Source organism: Micromonospora sp. NPDC049048 (genome assembly GCF_043197615.1).
GTDB lineage: Bacteria > Actinomycetota > Actinomycetes > Mycobacteriales > Micromonosporaceae > Micromonospora.
This window is the reverse complement of sequence record NZ_JBICTM010000001.1, coordinates 980885-998310: the sequence shown is the minus strand read 5'-3', so window position 1 is coordinate 998310 and position 17426 is coordinate 980885. Positions and strand designations below refer to the sequence as shown.

Genomic DNA, 17426 nt, shown 5'->3' with positions numbered 1-17426 from the left:
GGGGTCAGGCCGTCCGGGCCACCTGCGGCCCGTTTCCCGGCCGGTCCTGCGTCGGCAGGCCGACCGGAGGGTCCTGCGGCCGGCCCGGCCACGGATCGTCCGCCTCGACCGACTGCACGGAGGCGTTGCGGTGACGTGCCGCCTCGTCGAACTCCCGCATGCCCCGCAGCAGGGCCTGCCGCCCCTCGGGGGTCATGTCGGCGAGGATCGCCGCGAGCTGCTGGCGCCGGTCGTCCCGCAGCTCGGTGAGGAGCCGGCGGGCCTCCGGGGTGAGGTGCAGCGAGATCTCCCGCCGGTCGAACCGGCCGGGCTCGCGCTCCAGCATGCCGGCGGCCACCAGGCGGTCGCAGAGCCGGCTGGCGGAGGAGAGCAGCATGTCCAGCCCGGTGGCCAGGCGGCGGAGGTTGATGCCGTCGTGCTGCTCGACCAGCATGATGGCACGCAACTGCGCGCCGGAGACCCGACTGGTCGTCCGCTCCCGCGCGGCCTCCCAGACCGTCAGCAGGGCATCGGCCACCGCGTCGAACTCGACCGCCATACTCGTCTCGGGTCCGTACGGACCGTGTACTTCCGCCATGGTGCGCCCGAGACTACTCCGAATCCGCTGGTCTGGGCTCATGCAGAAGGAGCGATGATGAGCGAACCGGTCAACCGGGCACGGCGTGTCCTCAACGAGGCGCCCGCCGACCTCCTGCTGGACCGGATCGCCGACGTCCTGGCCGCCGGCTACGGCACGACCCGGGTGGAGCTGCTCCTGGTCGACTACCGGTTGGCGGCGCTGCTGCCGCTCGTCGGCGACGAGCCCGTCACCGGGCCGGGGCACCCCGCCTGGCGGTGCTTCGACCACCAGACCCCGATCGTCGCGGCCGGCACCGGCTACCTGCCGGTGTCCATGCGCGGGGATCGCCGGGGCGTCCTGGTGGTGGAGCCCGCGCCGACCGGGCAGGCCGCGCTCGACCAGCTGACGCAGATCGCCACCGCGCTCGCCCACGAGATCGCCGCGGTCACCGGCGGCACCGACGTCTACCGCTGCGCGCACCGCAGCAGGCGGCTCACCCTCGCCGCCGAGATGCAGTGGGAGATGCTCCCGGGCCGCAGCCGCACCCGCCCGTCGTTCAGCCTCGCCGGGCAGCTCGAGCCGGCGTACGCGGTGCGGGGCGACAGCTTCGACTGGTCCGACGACGGCAGCCGGGTCTGGCTGTCGACCATCAACGGCACGGGCGAGGGGGTGGCCGCCGCGATGCTCACCTCGCTCGCCACCCACGCGCTGCGCAACGCCCGCCGCTCCGGCCTCGGCCTCGCCGACCAGGCCGCCCTCGCCGACCAGGCGGTCTACGACCTGCACCGGGGCGGTCAGCACCTCGCGACGCTGCTGATGGAGCTGGACCTGCGCTCGGGGGTGCTCACCGTGGTCGACGCCGGGTCGCCCCGCCTGATGCTGCTGCGCGGCGGGAACGTCCAGGAGCTGCCGCTGGAGGCGCAGTTCCCCCTCGGCATGTTCGAGGCCACCGACTACCGGGAGCAGCGCTTCGAGCTGTGCCGCGACGATCGGCTCTTCGTGGTCAGCGACGGCGTCATCGACGCCACCGGGCATAACGTGCCGTACGGCGAGACCGCGCTGGAGCGTTTCCTGCGCCGGACCGGGCCGATGGAGCCGCTGGAGGCCGTCCGCGCGCTGATCGGCGACCTGCGCGCGTTCGTGGCCGCCGACCTGATCGACGACGCGGTGGTGGTGTGCCTGGACTGGACCGGCCCGCAGGACTGAGGCTCAGTACGCCCCGCGGCTGTTGACCACCGCACCGAAGGTCTTCCAGAGGATCGTCAGGTCGGCCGCGAGCGACCAGTTCTCCACGTAGTAGAGGTCGAGCCGGATGCCGTCCTCCCAGCTCAGGTCGGATCTACCGCTGACCTGCCAGAGGCCGGTCATGCCGGGCTTGACCAGCAGCCGGCGGGCCACGTCACCGTCGTAGCGGGCCACCTCGGAGGGCAACGGCGGGCGCGGGCCGACCAGGCTCATGTGCCCGAGCAGGACGTTGACCAGCTGCGGCAGCTCGTCCAGCGACCACTTGCGCAGCAGCCGCCCGACCCGGGTCACCCGCGGGTCGTCGCGCATCTTGAACATCAGGCCGTCGGTCTCGTTGCGGGCGGCCAGCGCGGCCAGCAGGGCGTCCGCGTTGACCACCATGGTGCGGAACTTGTAGACGCCGAACTCCCGCCCGCCCTGCCCGACCCGGGTCTGCCGGAACAGCACCGGCCCCCGGCTGTCGATCTTGATGGCCAGCGCGATGACGGCCAGCAGCGGCAGCAGCAGCGTCAGCGCCACCGAGGAGACGGCCCGGTCGACGAAGCCCTTGACCAGCTTGCGGGCCCCACGGAACTCCGGCGCCTCGACGTGGATCAGCGGCAGGCCGGCGACCGGGCGGGTGTGGATGCGCGGGCCGGCGACGTCGGTCAACGCGGGGGCCACCACCAGGTCGATACCGGTGCCCTCCAGCTGCCAGCCCAGCCGGCGCAGCCGGGTGGCGGTCAACTCGCCGGAGGCGGTCACCGCGACGGTGTCCGCACCGATGGCCGTGGCCGCCTCGGGGATGCCGCGGAACGAGCCGACCACGGGCACGTCGCCCAGCCGCTGCGCGACCGGGGCCAGCAACGCGTCGGGGATGCAGGCGCCGACGACCTGGTAGCCCGCGTACGGCTCGCGCCGCAGCGTGTGCACCAACTCCAGCACGTGGGCCGTGTCGCCGACCACCAGCACCTTGCGCGACCAGCCGGCGCCCTCGGACCGCGCCCGGTGCAGGCGCTTGCGGGCGGCGAACCGCGCCACCTCCAGGCCGAGCGTGCCGACGGCGAAGGAGATGCCGAGGAATCCCCGGGAGACACCGACGTCCGCGATGTAGCCGGCGATCGCGACGCCACCGGCGAGACGCAGGCTGGCGGTGCTGACCCGCCGGTACTCGTCGGCGCCGTAACCGAGGACGCGGTCGTCGTAGCAGCGCAGCACCCGCAGCGAGACCAGCCAGGCGAGGACCAGCCCGGGGGCGACCAGGACGTAGGGGATCTTCGAGCCGCCGGGGGTCTCGTCGCCGAACCGGGCGACGTAACCGACGAGCACGGCGACGGTCAGGACGGTGGTGTCCAGCACCACCAGCGAGCGGACGTAGGCCCGCTCACGGGTGCGGGCCGGCCCTGGTCGTGGTTCGTCCGGTTTCGACGACGTGCTGGCGGGAGTCAACAGCGTCGCTGAGGTCACCGGCCCTCCCCACTTCGGTCGCCGACGGCCCGAGGGCCGAGCCCGATGCGCGGGCCCGGCGCAGGGGCACCAGGACATCCTGCCCCGGCAACCGCGCTCGACGATCGCTTCGGACGCATTGCCGTCACTACTTTCCCCGAGGAACCCCTTTCGGGGAAAGGGTCCACGGCAACCGGTCCCGTCCGCGGGTCCCGCCCCGCGCTGTGTCGCGGCTCAGGCGGGGGCCTTGCGCAGCGCGATCGCCTTCAGGAAGATGTCGCCGATCTTGGTCGGGTCCTCGGTGACGAAGGCCCCGCCGCCGGTGACGTCGGTGATCGACTTCAACTCGGCCTTGCTCACGTCGCTGCCGATACCGATGATCACGACCTGCACCGGCCGCTCCGGGTCCTTGATCTTGTTGAGCTCGCCCAGCAGCTTCTGTTGCGTGATGCCGTCGGCGTCCTCGTTCTTGCCGTCGGTGAACAGCACGATCGAGTTGACCCGGCCGGGCTCCCAGTTGTCCTGCACCTGCTGGTACGCCGCCAGCACCGTGTCGTAGAGGCCGGTGTTGCCGGTCGAGGAGCGGATCGAGGCCAGCGACTGCTCCAGCTTGCCGCGCTGACGGGACAACGGCCCGATGGCGACCAGTTCCCGGTGGTCACGGTTGCCCACCAACTGCGTGGAGAACGTCCAGAGCCCGATCGACCAGGAGTCGTCGAAGAGGTTCAGCCCCCGCCGGGCCGCCTCGACGGTGACCTGCTGCCGGGTCGCGTTGCCGGCGTTGGCCACCTTCTCCTTCATCGAGCCGGAGACGTCGATGACGGCGAGCATCCGCCCCGACTGGGTGGCGATCGACCAACTGGAGACGGCCCGGTCCATGGACTGCGGGTCCAGCCCGCCCGTGGCCGAGCCACCGCCGTTGGCCGGCGGGGCCGGTGCGCCGCCGGCCGGGCTGGGCGCGCCCTGCGGTGCGTCGAAGCCCGCGCCCCAGTTGCCGTCGGGCGCACGCAGCGACTGGCCCGCCAGCCGGTCGCGGAAGTCGTCGGTGGTCAACACCTCGTAGAGCACCCGCGCCGCCGACGCCTTGGCCGGTTCGATGCCGGGCAGCACCGCGTACGGGTAGTCCAACGGCGCGGGCGCCGGCTCCAGGTAGAGCGCGGCCAGCGGCACCGGCGGCTTCTTGCTGTTGTACTGGATGACGTCTTCTTCGGAGAGCGCCGCCGCGCCCAGGCTGCTCGCGATCGTCGTGGGATCCGAGGCCGTGGGGAACCGGGCGAGCAGGTCCGGCCGCAGCGCCGAGCGGTCGGTGGCGAGCGCCCGCAGCGCGGCGACCTTCTCCTGTTCGGCGTCGGGGCCGCCGGAGGCGCTGGCAGCGGCCGTCAGGGAGAGCAGGCCGGACAGGCCGGCGGCGTCGCGGGTCGGCTCGACGATCCCGGTGCGCAACGGCTTGTCGCTCTGCACCTGCTGCAGGAGCTGGGTCCAGCTGAACTGCTTCTGCGGCCAGCCCAGGCGCGTGGCGATCGGCTCCGGCATCGCCACGACGACCGGGCTGCGCGCGATGGACGCTCCGTTACCCGGGTCGAAGGCGGTGGCGCCACCGGTCTTGAGCCGCAGCAACCAGGTGCTGGAGTCGGGCACCCAGACGTCCGGGCTGACCGACGTGCCGCTGGCCTGGCCCACGCCGGCCAGGGTGACCCCGTGCTTGGCGGCGACCGTCGCGGCCACGTCGACCGGATCGGACGCCGTGACGTTCACCGCGATGCAGGTGCCGCCCACCGCGGCGCCGTCCTTCACCCACTGCGCGGCGGCGTCGTCGACCGCCGGGGCGAGTTCGGCCGCGACCGCGACGGAGAGCTCGATCCGCCCCGAGCAGTCGGGTTGCGCCAGCTGCTGGTAGCCGAACCAGCCGCCGGCCGTGACGACGAGTACACCCACGGCGGCGGCTGCGGTGGCTGCGTGGTGATTCGTACGCATGCGATGGCGGCCTGCTGACACGCTGACCATCTTGCGGACCCTTCGGGACGACTGCCACGGGCCGTTCGGACGAAAGTTACTCAGGAGAAACAGTTGAGCGTCAAATTGCTACACAGCGTGAAGCAGCTGCCTCTTTGAGTTGACGCCGGGGCCGACGCGCCTGGTCAGGGCAGCACGCAGGTGGGGCTCGGGACTGCCACGGGCTCCCCCACCGGAGCCGGTACGCCGGTGGCCGCGTCCACCCGGAAGACCCGCACCATGTCGGCCCGCTCGTCGGCGACGTAGAGGTGCTCCCCGGCCAGGGCGAAGTGCCGCGGCCACTCCCCGCCCGTGTCCACCTCGGCGACCAGTTCCGGCAGCTCACCCGCGAGAGCGAAGACCGCGACGGTGCCCACCCCCCGGTTGGCGACGTAGAGGTGACGCCCGTCCGGACCGACCACGATCTCCGACGGCTGGACGTGCCCCGTCCGGTCGCTGGCCTCGACCCGGCCCCGCTGGTGCAGCGCACCGTCGCCCGTCAGCTCGTACGCGGTGACCGATCCGTCCAGCTCCCCCGCCACCCAGCAGCGCCGCCCGTCGGGATGCCGCGCCAGGTGCCGGGGCCCGGTGCCGGCGGCCGTACGCACGCGGGGCCCCCGGGGCACCAGCCGGCCGGAGGCGGGGTCCAGGTCGTAGCGGTAGATCGAGTCGGTGCCCAGGTCGACGGCGAGCAGCGGGCCACGCCCGGGGTCGGGATTCACCATGTGGGCGTGCGCGCGCTCCTGGCGCTCCGGGTCCGGCCCGTGCCCCTCGTGCGTCACCAGGTCGCTGCGCTCGGCGGGCACCCCGTCGGCGTCGAGCGGGAACACGGTCACGCTGCCGCCGCCGTAGTTGGCCACGACGAGGTGGCCGCCGTCCGGGACGACCGCCAGGTGACAGGGCTCCGCGCCCCCGGTGGGCCGGGTGCCGAGCGGGGTCAGGTCACCGTCGGCGCCGACGGTGAAGGCGCTGACCTGCCCGTCGGGCAGCTCGTTCACGGCGTACAGCACGGGCAGCCGCGGGTGCCGGGCGAGGAATGAGGGCGAGGGGGTGACCGCGGCGGTGCCGAGGGGGGTCAGCGCGCCGGAGGCGGGGTCCCGCCGCGCCGCGATGATGCCGGTGCCCCGGCCCCCGCTGTGCGCCGTGTAACCGCCGATGTGGACCATCTCGTCCCGACCTGTCACCGGATCCGCCCTCCGCCGATTGTTCCGCCGATCCCCACAGCATTTCCCGCTCGGCTGCCCGCTTAGCCCCGAAAATCCCGCCGAATCGCGCCGGCGCGCCGCAGGACGCCCCGCCGCGACCGCCGCCGCCGGGTCAGGCCGCCGGCACCGGCTCGCCGCGCTGCCGGGCCACGTGCTCCACCAGCGCGATCAGCACCTCCTTGCCGGACTGCCGCTCCCGCGCGTCGCAGAGCACCAGCGGCACGTCGGGGTCGAGGTCCAGCGCCTGGCGTACGGACTCCAGGCTGAACTTGCGGGCACCGTCGAAGCAGTTCACCCCCACCACGAACGGCACGCCCCGCTGCTCGAAGTAGTCGATCGACGGGAAGCAGTCGGCCAGCCGGCGGGTGTCGGCGAGCACCACCGCGCCGAGCGCCCCGAACGCCAGCTCGTCCCAGAGGAACCAGAACCGGTCCTGGCCCGGGGTGCCGAAGAGGTAGACCTGGAGGTCGTCGTTGATCGTGATCCGGCCGAAGTCCATGGCCACCGTCGTGGTGGACTTCGCCTCGACGCCGGAGAGGTCGTCGGTGCCGATGCCGGCGCCGGTCAGCACCTCCTCGGTCTGTAACGGCCGGACCTCGCTGAGCGCGCTCACCAGCGTCGTCTTGCCGGCGCCGAAGCCCCCGGCGATCAGGATCTTGAGCGCGAGCGGGATCCGGGAGCCGGATCCGTTTCGGTCATAGCGCACGGAGTCCATTGACCACCGCCTTGAGGATGTCGTCATCGGGCAGGTACGCGGCGGAGGTCGGCTGGTGCACCGCGACCAGCCCGCGCGCCAGCAGGTCGCCGAGGAGTACGCGGACCACGCCCACCGCGAGGTCGAGGTCGGCCGCGAGCTCCGCGACGGGGACCGGCCGGGCGGCCAGCTCCACCAGGCGCCGGTGCTCGGGGTGCAGGTCGGGGTGCACGGCCGGATCGGCTGCCCCCTCGGCCAGCACGTACGCGACCAGGTCGAAGCCGTCCGCGGCGGAGCGGACCCGGCCGCCGGTCAGGGTGTAGGGCCGCACGACCGGACCGGCGTCGTCGTCCAGCCACTCGTGCTGCGGCCCGGGCGACTCAGCCCGCATCGGCGGCTCCCGCCGTCGACCGGGACGGGGCGCTCAGGGTCTCCCCGACCCGGGTGACCAGCATCGCCATCTCGTACGCCACCAGGCCGATGTCCGCGTCCGCGTCGCTGACCACGGCCAGGCAGGCACCCTGCCCGGCGGCGGTGACGAAGAGGTACGCGGACTCCATCTCCACCACGGTCTGCCGGACCGCCCCGCCGGCCACCTGCCGGCTCGCGCCCCGGGCGAGGCTGGAGAAGCCGGACGCCAGCGCGGCCAGGTGCTCGGCGTCGGCACGGTCCACACCGGCGGAGGAGCCGATCAGCAGCCCGTCCGCCGAGAGCACCACCGCCTGTCGGGCGGGGGGCACCCGTTCCACCAGTTCGTCGAGCAACCAGTCGAGATCGGCGCTCTGCCTCGTCGGATGCATCAGGCGTCCCTCTCAGTCGCGGTCATCGGTTCGGGGGTCGCCGGCCGCTCGGCCGGCATCGGAGTCGGGTCTTCGCGCGGCCGGCCCGGCCGGTCGGCGCCGACGGCGGCCTGCCCGGGGACGGAGCCCCGGTCCTCGGCGGCGGCCCGTTCCGACGCACCACCGCCCGCCGTCGACGCGGCAGGGGTGCCTCGGTCCCGGAAGGCTGCCCGTTCCGACGCACCACCGCCGGCCGTCGACGTGGTGGGGGTGTCTTGGTTCTGGGCCGTTCCGCCGGCCGCCGCGCGGCCACGGGCGGTGCCGGCCTGTAGGGCGGACATGGCCCGGCGCGCCTCCTCCGGGCTGCGCGGGGCGGGACTCTCGATCACCGGTTGCCGCAGCGTCGGGCCGTCCAGCGCGGACGGCCGCCCCGGGCCGTCGCCGGCGGACGGCCGCCTCCCGGGCGTGTCCGCCGGCGGTCGCCGGCGCACCCGGCGGGGCAGCCCGTCGATCTCCCCGACGATCTCGACCGGGGCCGGACCGCCGGGAGCCGCGTCGCCGGAAGCCACCCCGTTCTGGACCGGGCCCGCCGAGGGCCGGCCGGGCTGGGCCGGCCGAGCGGAGGCCGCAGCCGTGGCGGGTCCGGCGGTACGGGCCGGGCGGGGCAGCGTACCGAGCCGGCTCGCCCGGGCCAGCCGCCGCTCCTCGGGCGTATCGACGGGACGGCGCGCCACCGGCGGGCCGCCGGCCGAGGGCAGGGCCGGCTCGTCGGTGACCAGGTCGGCGGGGATCAGCACGACGGCGGTCAGCCCGCCGCCGTCGGACGGGCGCAGCCGCACCCGGACGCCGTGCCGGGCGGCGAGGCGGGCCACCACGAAGTGCCCGAGGCGGGCGGTCTCGGTCGGCTCGAAGTCGGGCGAGCGGGACAGCCGCCGGTTCGTCTCCTCCAGCGCGGCGGCGGACATGCCCAGCCCTCGGTCGGTGATCTCCACCGCGTAGCCGTTCGCCACGTGCTGCCCGGAGACCTCCACCCGGGTCTGCGGCGGCGAGAACGCGGTGGCGTTCTCGATCAGCTCGGCGAGCAGGTGGATCACGTCGCCGACGGCCCGCCCCAGCACGCCGGCCGGTGCCACGGCCGTGATGTCGACCCGGTCGTACGACTCGACCTCGGAGATCGCGCCCCGGACGAGGTCGACCGTCGCGACCGGGTTGCGCCAGCCCCGCCCGGGAGCCGCCCCGGCCAGGATGACGAGGTCCTCGGCGTGCCGCCGCAGCCGGGTGGCGAGGTGGTCCACGCGGAACAGCTCCGCCAGTTCGTCCGGGTCCTCCGTGTGCCGTTCCATGCGGTCGAGCAGGGCGAGCTGCCGGTGCACCAGCCCCTGGCTGCGCCGGGCGATGTTGAGGAACACCTCGTTGAGCCCGCGGCGCAGGGTGACCTCGTCGACGGCCGACTGGACCGCGGTGCGCTGCACCTCCGTGAACGCCCGCGCCACCTGGCCGATCTCGTCGCTGCCGTACTCCAGCGGGGGCGCCTCCCGGGCGACGTCGACCTGCTCGCCCCGGCGCAGCCGGGCCACCACCTCGGGCAGCCGGCGCTCGGCGGTCTCCAGCGCCGCGGTGCGTACGCCGGAGAGCCGGTGCGCGAGGTGGCGACCGACCCGCAGCGCCACGAGGACCGACACCACGACGGCGGCCAGTCCCAGCAGCCCGGCGGCGCCCAGCCGGATCAGGATGCGTACGGCCGACGGCACCGAACGCTCGGCGAGCCCGTCGGCCTGCGCCAGTTCGAAGTCCCGCATCGTCTGCTGTGCCGTCTGGTAGCTCTCCTGCCAGGCGGCCGGGTCCACGGCCGGGCGGGTGATGGACCCGGTCACCAGCCTGTCCTGCATCGCCCGCAACCGGCCGAAGGCCTCCCCCTCGGTCATCCGCTGGAACGCGGCGCGCTCGGCGTCGGGCAGGTCGGCGACCGCCGTCTCGGCGAGGAACCGCTGGTTGCCGATGGTCTGCACCAGTTGGAGATGCTCGCCGTCGGCGTACCGGCCGGCCGTGAACGCCCCGGCGAGCAGGGCGTCGGTCTGCCCGAGCAGTTCCCGGGACCGGCCGAGCGCGGTGACGGCCAGCGCCTGCCGGTTGAGGTCCCGGTCGGGCAGGTTGGCCATCGCGGAGAACGCCTGGAAGGCCGAGTTGATCATGCCACTGTAGAGACCGATCGCGCCGGCCCGGTCCACCGCCCGCCGGTCGATGAAGCCCCGTCCCGCGGGCAGCGCGTCCAGTGCCGTGGCCAACTGGTCGAGCCGGGCGTCGAGGATGTCGTCGGCGGCGTCGCGCAGTTCCTCCCCGCCGATCCGGCGGCGCAGCTCGGCGATCGCCCGGTCGGTCCGCTGCCGCTGCTCGGCGAGCCCCGCGGCGGCGCCGTCGCCGGCCAGCTGGACCACCGAGAGCCGGCGTTCCCGTTGCAGTTCGGCCACCACCGTCTCACCTGGACGGCCGAGGTCGTAGAGGAGGGTCCGGGCGGCGAGCAGGTCCAGGGCGGGGCCGAAGGTGAGCGTGGTGGCGAAGATCCAGAGCGCCAGCAGCGCGGTCACCGGCACGACGACCAATGCGGTCAGCTTCGAGCGGATCGGCCAGTCGCGGGTGTTCAATCAGACCTCGCCCGGAAGGTGTGGCTGCGGGGGCGCCGGCGCCGGCCGGGCAGCGTCACGAACGGACGGTCCGGCCCGTGTGCGGGGCAGGTCCGGCGGACGCCTTGGGCAGGATACGTAATCCTCGCCCGTTGCACTACCGTCCGTCGCGTCGGGCGTACCGGCCGAGTGTCCACCCCCGACGAACGCCCCGTCGGACGCCGCCGGAGCCTTCGCACGGGTGCCGGTCAGGCGGTCCCGACGCCGGTCAGACATCCGGCGGCCCGGTCGGGCGGTCCGGCCAGCTCGCGGTGGGGCCGCCTCGCCGACCTGGAATGGGTCAAGTCTCGGGCCCCGCGGGTGACCGGTCATGGCACGCGGGAGACGGCGGGCACCGGGTCCGTCAGGAAAGTTCCCCGGAACGGGATTGGCGATCAGTCAGGGGAGGGAATACCACCTGACGAAGGAGGAGCCATGTCGCCCACGCAGGTAATAGTCATAATTCTCGTCGTGCTGGTGATCGCGGCCGTGGCCGTGGTCGCCCGGTCGTACGCCCGCCGCCGCGCGCTGCGGTCGCGGTTCGGGCCCGAGTACGACCGAGCCGTCGCCGAGCAGGACAGCCGGACCGTCGCCGAGCGGGAGCTGCGGGAGCGGGAACGTCGGCACTCGGAACTCGCCCTCACCCCCCTCGCCCCCGAATCCCGGGCCCGGTACGCCGCCGCGTGGGAGGAGCTCCAGGTCCGCTTCGTCGACTCGCCCGCCGAGACCGTGGGCGAAGCGGACGAACTGGTCACCCGTCTCATCGCGGAACGCGGCTACCCCACCGGCGAGTTCTCCGACCAGGTCGCCCACCTCTCCGTCGAGCACGCCCGCACGCTCGGCCACTACCGCGACGCCCACGAGATCCACCTGCGCAACTCCCGGGGCGAGGCGAGCACGGAGGAGCTCCGCCAGGCCGTCGTGCACTACCGCGCCCTCTTCGCCGACCTGCTCGGCGAGGAGCCCGTCGCCGCCCGACCGTCCGAGCAGCGCAACCCGGACAGCCAGCACGATGACGCCACGAGCCGCTAGGAGGATGACGATGCGCCAGGAAGAGCAGCGGGTCGACAACGAGCACCCCGAGGCCGTCCGCTCCGAGCCGGTGCCGGTGCCCCCTCCGGGCGACCGGGCGGGCCGGACCGACGTACCCGAGGACGCCCTCGACGACCGGGGCACCTTCGAGGCGGTGGCCGGCGACGACGGCCGGAGCACGGACCAGCTGTCGGGCGGCCGGGGTGCCGGCAGGGTCCGGTCGGACGACCGCGACACCGACGACCGGGTCGGGTCCCGCTCGGACGACCGGGACGCCGACCGCGACCGGACCGAGTTCCACGAGCCGGGCCCGGTGCCGACCGCCTTCGGCGCCACCAGCGTCGGCGGCGCGGTCGCCGCGTCGGCGCTGGCCAGCCCCCTGCCGGAGGACGAGCCCGACCCGCGTACGGAGTCGACGGCCCAGCCGGGCGACGGCGCCGTGCGGGGCCCCCGGGAGGGCCGCCGAGCGGACCCGACCGCCGAGTTCGACCGTTCCGTCGGGCTCGGTGACGCCCGTTCCGACGACCGGCAGGCCCGCCGGGACGACGACACTGAGGTGTCCCCGGAGACCGGCGACGGCCGCCCCGAGCTGACCGACCGCGTCGACGACGCGGCCGGCGGTGCGGCCGGGTACGGCAGCCCCGCGCCCGCCATGGTCGACCCGGACGCCGCACAGGCGCCGGCGGGGCCCTCGGACAGCGGGGACCTGGGGGCGGCCGGGACCGACCGGCCGGCGGGTGCCACGGTGGCCGCCGAGCCGGCCAGCCTCTTCGACCCCGCCACGGCCCAGGGCTTCCGGGACCGCTGGCGGGACGTCCAGCTGCGCTTCGTGGACGATCCCCGCGCGGCGGCCGGGGAGGCCCAGTCACTGGTCGACGAGGCCATCCAGGCGCTCTCCTCGGCGCTGTCGGCGCAGAAGAACAAGCTGGGCGGCTGGCAGGACGCCGGTTCGACCGACACCGAGCAGCTGCGGATGGCCGTACGCCACTACCGCGACTTCCTGGACCGGGTGCTCGGGCGCTGAGCCCGCTCCCACGAGGCGCCCCCGGCCGCCGGTCGGGGGCGCTTCCGCGTCCGGATTCGGCCCCTCCCGACCACGAGTGCGCGGCTCTGCCGGTGACGCCCATCGACCCGGCGGTCCCGCGCCGGCCTGGCGTGCGATCCGGTCGAAACCGCCGCAGACCTCCGCGGCGACGCGATCCGGCCCGCACCGCCCGAGACCGCCGCGACGAGGATCGCTGAGCCGTACCGGCTGCGCCCGGCATGGGCACCGCCGCTCCGGGTACCCGAGCAGGATCAGGAGAGCACCTGGTGACGGGAGGGCAGCGACATGACGGACCGTGACCGTGACCGGCCGCTGGAGGAGAGCCCGGAGATGTCCGCGGCGGCCGAGGACGACACCGGCATCCCGCAGCTGATGACCGGGGGCGGCCCCGATCGCGACACTCCGTCGTTCACCGGGCCCGACGACGAGCCGCTGATCGGCGACCCGTACGCCGCCGGCACCGGCGCGACGGGCACCGGCACGGGCGCGGCCCCGGACGACATCCGCACCGGGGCCGAGCAGCCCTGGGAGCCGGAGGACCTGGTGGCGGCCCGGGGGCAGGATCCCACGCCGGACAACGTCGAGCGGGCCCGCCGGGACCTGGCCGAGTTGGGCCGCGCGGCGATCGAGAAGACGGTGCCCTGACCCGCGTACGCGAGGGGGCCCCCGGCCCGACCGTCGGACGGTCGGACCGGGGGCCCGGGGAACCTGCCGCTGGAGCGCCTCACCTACTGCCAGCGGCGGGTGGGCGCCGGTGTCAGGAGAGCGGCGGGTACGCGTTCTGCATGAGCTGCGCGAACTGCGCGGGGAACCACGCGCCCGAGATCGGGGCGTCCGCCAGGGCACCGCTCATGTTGTTGCCGTTGCGGGCGTTGCCGGTGTAGGTCGGGTCGCACATCCGGTCGAAGCCCTTGCCCTCGTTGTTCGGGATCTCCTTGCTGGAGCCGTCCGACTCGCCCGGGGGCTTCACCCAGACGTAGGCGTCGATGCCGGGCTCCGGCGCGGCCTTCGGGCGCTCGCCCAGGCCGGCCCCGGCCTGGTTGCACCAGTTGCCGGTGTGGAACCGACGGTCGACCCGGCCACCGTCGACGTACGTGTCCACGTTGGTCGTCGCGCCCGGGCCGGTGGGTCGGGCCGTGCCGCCCCAGCCGTTGCGGGAGGTGTCGATCAGCATGCCGATGTTCGAGTCGAAGCCCTTGGACACCAGCTCGTTGCGGAACGCCTGGGCGAACGAGAGCTCGTCCACGTAGAAGTTCCAGTCGACCCACTTCGACTGCCGCACGGTGGTGCCGTTGACGTTGTCGGTGACCTTGAAGTTCGGCTCACGCAGCGCCGAGTAGTTGGCGGTGTTGACGATGAAGCCGTGCACGTTGTTCACCGTGCTACCCGAGGCGACGGCGGCGTCCTTGAGGATCTGCGCGGTCGGGCTGAAGTTGCTGTCCCAGCCGATCCAGCCGTGGTGCGCGGCGTCGATGTAGTTGTAGACGTTGCCGATCGCGCCCAGCTTCGCCAGGGCGTAGCCGACGCCGTTGACGTAGGCGCCGTTGGCCTTCACCGTGTCGCACATGACCGTGCCGCCGGGGTTGCCGGAGGTGTTGGTCACCAGGTTCGGCAGCGAGTCGATCTCGATGATGTTGACGATCCGCAGGCTCGCGTACTTCGGGTCGCCCTGGATCGCGGCGATCGGGTCGATGTACTCGGCCTTGTAGCGCGGCAGCTCGTCGGCCTGCAGCTCACCGTTGGACGCCAGCGCCGAGCAGTCGCGGCCGGGCAGGTTGTAGATGACGAACTGGATGTAGTTCGCCCCCTGCTCGAGCGCCTTGTTCAGGTGGTCCCGCACGCCCATGGCACCGTTGGAGCTGCTGTCCGGGGTGCCGTTGATGGCGGCGATCCGGTCGATCCAGACGGCGGTCGGGTTGTTCGACACCCGGCTGCCGCCCGAGACCGACTCGGCCTTGGCCTTCCACTCCGGGTTCACGTACCCCTTGGCGTTCAGGTACGGATTGTCGACCCGCTGCCCGGGCGGCGGCGTGGTCGGCGGCGGGGTGGTCGGCGGCGGCGTCGTGGGCGGCGGCGTCGTCGGCGGGGTGGTGGTGGGCGGCGGGGTGGTGGGGTTGGGGTTGCCGCCGTTGCAGGTCACACCGTTGAGCGTGAACGAGGTGGGCTTCGGGTTGCTGCCGCTCCAGGCGCCGTTGAAGCCGATGCTCACCGTGGCGCCGCTGGCCACCGCGCCGTTGTAGGACTCGTTCTGCGCGGTGACGTTCCGGCCGCTCTGGGACCAGCGGGCCGACCAGCCCTGCTGCACCCGCTGGTTGCCGTCCGGGAAGGTGAAGCCAAGCGTCCAGCCGTTGAGGGCGTCGCCGATGTTCTTGATGTTGACGGTGGCGGTGAAACCGCCCTGCCAGTCGCTGGTCGTGTATGACACGTCGCACTGCGTCGCGGCGTGCGCCATGGTGACCGGCAGGGTCACCAGTCCGCCCGCGACCAGAGCGCCCGCGCCGCCGAGCGCGAGGGCCCGGCGGGGGCCGGACAGCCTTCTCCACACATTCATGCCACTGATCTCCTTGGGCGAGACCGGATCCGCGAGCGGCCCGGCGTTACGGCCCGATGGGCGTCCGGGTGGACGTCCGCCGGTGCCACGGGTTCTTTCGGGGGTGCCCGACCCGGACGGGCGTTCGGTGGTGGTCCGACCGGCGCGACGGCCGGCCGGGAGGCGGGAGGTCGTCCGGCGGACCGGTGCCCTCGACTCCTACCTGCGCGGTGTGGCTCCCCGAACCGCGTGCAGCGATTCTTGCATGGGAGCGCTTCCATGGCAATGCCTCGATGTGACGCCGGGGGCGGGCGGGGGCTCCGGTGCCAGCGGGGCTACCGGGACGGGACGAGCCGGTCCGCCGCGCCACGGGCCACCCAGGCGGCCTAGGGAGGCCGCGAGGGCGGAGACCGCCTACCCAGACCAGAAAAGCCGCTAAAGCGGCGTAGTACTTCTACCGCGCTTACTTCGCCGAAGCGCCAAAACACGAATCTTCCCCTTCATAACTCATGAAACGGTCTAACGTCGTCGGTAGCTCGGTTGTCGCCGAGCCCAGAACAAACAGGGATGGAGTGACGCAGGTCATGGCAAACAAGATGCTGGGGAAGGTCGTTGCGGGAGCCGCTCTCGGCGGCGCTTCCCTGCTCGTGTTCACGCCGGGAATCGCGTTCGCGGACGGCCACGACGACGGGGGCAAGGTCTACGCCAAGCCGCACGTCGTCAAGGCGGGCGACACGGTCAAGCTGATCGAGGTCTGCTCGGAGCGGCAGGAGCACGCCTTCGTGTGGTCGAAGGTGACCGGCAAGGTCAACCTCAAGCCGGCCGAGGGCCGCGGCGACTGGCGTGGCGGGGAGGAGGGCTCCCGCGACCACGACAAGGGCAAGGACCACGAAGACAAGGGCCGCGACCACGACAAGGGCAAGGACCACGAAGACAAGGGCCGCGACCACGACAAGGGCAAGGACGAGGCCCCCAAGCCGCAGCCGTCGACGACCGGCGAGGGTGGCGGCGCCGCCGACGCCGGCGCCGAGGGCGAGCGCGACTGGAAGGGCTACGAGCACGGCCAGGACGCCGAGGGCGACCGCGGCGACAAGGACGGCAAGGGCGACCGTGAGGCCCGCGAGGACAAGTACGGCTCGGACGAGTCCGGCCGCGAGGACCGCAAGGAGCACGACAAGTACGGCTCGGACGAGTACGCCCGCGAGGGCCGCGAGGACCACGACAAGTACGGCTCGGACGAGTACGACCGCAAGGGCCACGACAGCGGCTGGTCCGAGGAGGAGTCCGAGGACAAGGGCTGGGAGCACAAGCGGGACTTCGTCTACTACGGCGAGGCCGAGGTGTCCGAGGACGCCAAGCCGGGCCGCTACGAGCTCAAGGGCTCGTGCGGCGAGGGTGAGCTCGTCGTGCTGCCGCGTGGCGGCGTCGACGGTGGTGACGGTGGCCTCGCCGCCGGCACCGACCGGGGCCTGGCCGCCGGTGGGGCGAGCCTGATCGGCGCCGCCGCCCTGGGCGGCCTCGTGCTGATGCGCCGGCGTCGGACCGATGAGTCCTTCGTCTGACCTGACGGCGACACGGGCCGGCGGCCGTCACGGGAGACCGTGGCGCGCCGCCGGCGCGGCCGTCGTCGTCCTGGTCGCCATGGTCGGCGCCGGCCTGATCGGCGCCTCGCTCCAGACCGCGTCCGCGCCCCGGCCCCCGCAGCCCCTGGCCGCGCCCGCCAGCACCGGGGCGGACTCCGCCCCCGACGTCGACCCCGACGTCGCCGCCGGCACGGGTCTGGCCCGCTCCGCCCCCACCACGATCACCATCCCCCGGATCGGGGTCGACGCCTCGATCATGTCGCTCGGCACCAACCCGGACGGCACGGTCCAGGTGCCCCCGCTCGAGCAGGCGCAGCTGGCCGGCTGGTACGAGCCGGGGCCGAGCCCGGGTGAGATCGGCAACGCGGTCATCGTGGGGCACGTCGACTCGGCCAAGATGGGGCCGGCGGTCTTCTTCTCCCTCGGCGCCCTGCAACCGGGCGACACCATCACCGTCACCCGGGAGGACGGCCAGCAGGCCACCTTCACCGTCGAGTCGGTCAAGGCGTACCCGAAGACGGAGTTCCCGACCGAGCAGGTCTACGGTCCCAGCGACCGGCCCGGCCTGCGGGTGGTCACCTGCGGCGGAATCTTCGACCCGGCCGCCGGCAGCTACCCGGACAACGTGGTCGTCTTCGCCTCCATGCCGGCGGTCTGAGCCGTCGACCACACGGAAG

At 73.6% G+C, this 17426-nt stretch carries 15 protein-coding genes; 6 read left to right on the top strand and 9 right to left on the bottom strand.

Annotation, left to right across the window (positions count from 1 at the left end):
• Positions 1–4 precede the first annotated feature (4 nt).
• The gene (locus tag ACGFIG_RS04675; RefSeq protein ID WP_392999125.1) at positions 5–538 is read right to left on the bottom strand and encodes a MarR family winged helix-turn-helix transcriptional regulator; all 534 of its coding nucleotides are present in this window, start codon (positions 536–538) and stop codon (positions 5–7) included.
• 96 nt (positions 539–634) lie between these two features.
• On the opposite strand from ACGFIG_RS04675, the gene ACGFIG_RS04670 reads away from it, so the two are divergent.
• A complete protein-coding gene (locus ACGFIG_RS04670) occupies positions 635–1765 on the top strand; it encodes a PP2C family protein-serine/threonine phosphatase (RefSeq protein WP_392999123.1) in 1131 nt (376 codons plus the stop codon).
• Between the two features lie 3 nt (positions 1766–1768).
• On the opposite strand, the gene ACGFIG_RS04665 is transcribed toward ACGFIG_RS04670, so the two are convergent.
• The 7 genes from ACGFIG_RS04665 to ACGFIG_RS04635 all read right to left on the bottom strand — a co-directional run bounded on the left by ACGFIG_RS04665 (position 1769) and on the right by ACGFIG_RS04635 (position 10541).
• Positions 1769–3250: a sugar transferase gene (locus tag ACGFIG_RS04665; protein WP_392999121.1), complete on the bottom strand. Its 1482-nt coding sequence runs from the start codon at positions 3248–3250 to the stop codon at positions 1769–1771.
• A 213-nt stretch (positions 3251–3463) separates the two neighbouring features.
• Entirely contained in the window at positions 3464–5224 is a 1761-nt protein-coding gene (locus tag ACGFIG_RS04660; protein ID WP_392999119.1) for a substrate-binding domain-containing protein, read from the bottom strand.
• Positions 5225–5367: 143 nt separating this feature from the next.
• Complete coding sequence (locus ACGFIG_RS04655) at positions 5368–6387, bottom strand: lactonase family protein (RefSeq protein ID WP_392999450.1); 1020 nt, start codon at positions 6385–6387, stop codon at positions 5368–5370.
• 151 nt (positions 6388–6538) lie between these two features.
• Positions 6539–7141 carry an ATP/GTP-binding protein gene (locus ACGFIG_RS04650; RefSeq protein ID WP_392999117.1) on the bottom strand — a complete coding sequence of 201 codons (603 nt, stop codon included), beginning with the start codon at positions 7139–7141 and terminating at the stop codon, positions 6539–6541.
• The gene (locus ACGFIG_RS04645; protein WP_392999115.1) at positions 7122–7511 is read right to left on the bottom strand and encodes a DUF742 domain-containing protein; all 390 of its coding nucleotides are present in this window, start codon (positions 7509–7511) and stop codon (positions 7122–7124) included. Before ACGFIG_RS04645 ends, ACGFIG_RS04650 begins: the two co-directional genes overlap by 20 nt.
• The gene (locus ACGFIG_RS04640; protein ID WP_392999113.1) at positions 7501–7920 is read right to left on the bottom strand and encodes a roadblock/LC7 domain-containing protein; all 420 of its coding nucleotides are present in this window, start codon (positions 7918–7920) and stop codon (positions 7501–7503) included. Before ACGFIG_RS04640 ends, ACGFIG_RS04645 begins: the two co-directional genes overlap by 11 nt.
• Positions 7920–10541, bottom strand: a complete 2622-nt coding sequence (locus tag ACGFIG_RS04635; protein WP_392999111.1) for a nitrate- and nitrite sensing domain-containing protein — start codon at positions 10539–10541, stop codon at positions 7920–7922. The genes ACGFIG_RS04640 and ACGFIG_RS04635 overlap by 1 nt, the downstream gene beginning before the upstream one ends.
• Positions 10542–10994: 453 nt before the next feature.
• Here ACGFIG_RS04635 and ACGFIG_RS04630 point away from each other — a divergent pair, with 453 nt between their 5' ends.
• The 3 genes from ACGFIG_RS04630 (at position 10995) to ACGFIG_RS04620 (ending at position 13281) form a co-directional block, all read left to right on the top strand.
• Positions 10995–11591: a hypothetical protein gene (locus ACGFIG_RS04630; protein ID WP_392999109.1), complete on the top strand. Its 597-nt coding sequence runs from the start codon at positions 10995–10997 to the stop codon at positions 11589–11591.
• Between the two features lie 10 nt (positions 11592–11601).
• The gene (locus tag ACGFIG_RS04625) at positions 11602–12615 is read left to right on the top strand and encodes a hypothetical protein (protein WP_392999107.1); all 1014 of its coding nucleotides are present in this window, start codon (positions 11602–11604) and stop codon (positions 12613–12615) included.
• A gap of 306 nt (positions 12616–12921) precedes the next feature.
• Positions 12922–13281 (top strand): hypothetical protein, encoded by a 360-nt coding sequence (locus ACGFIG_RS04620; RefSeq protein WP_392999105.1) that lies wholly within the window; start codon positions 12922–12924, stop codon positions 13279–13281.
• 112 nt (positions 13282–13393) lie between these two features.
• Here the strand turns inward: ACGFIG_RS04620 and ACGFIG_RS04615 are convergent, their stop codons facing one another.
• Positions 13394–15187: a glycoside hydrolase family 6 protein gene (locus ACGFIG_RS04615; protein ID WP_392999103.1), complete on the bottom strand. Its 1794-nt coding sequence runs from the start codon at positions 15185–15187 to the stop codon at positions 13394–13396.
• 563 nt (positions 15188–15750) lie between these two features.
• On the opposite strand from ACGFIG_RS04615, the gene ACGFIG_RS04610 reads away from it, so the two are divergent.
• A complete protein-coding gene (locus ACGFIG_RS04610; protein ID WP_392999101.1) occupies positions 15751–16728 on the top strand; it encodes a hypothetical protein in 978 nt (325 codons plus the stop codon).
• Between the two features lies 1 nt (position 16729).
• Positions 16730–17407: a class F sortase gene (locus tag ACGFIG_RS04605; RefSeq protein WP_392999448.1), complete on the top strand. Its 678-nt coding sequence runs from the start codon at positions 16730–16732 to the stop codon at positions 17405–17407.
• Positions 17408–17426 lie beyond the last annotated feature (19 nt).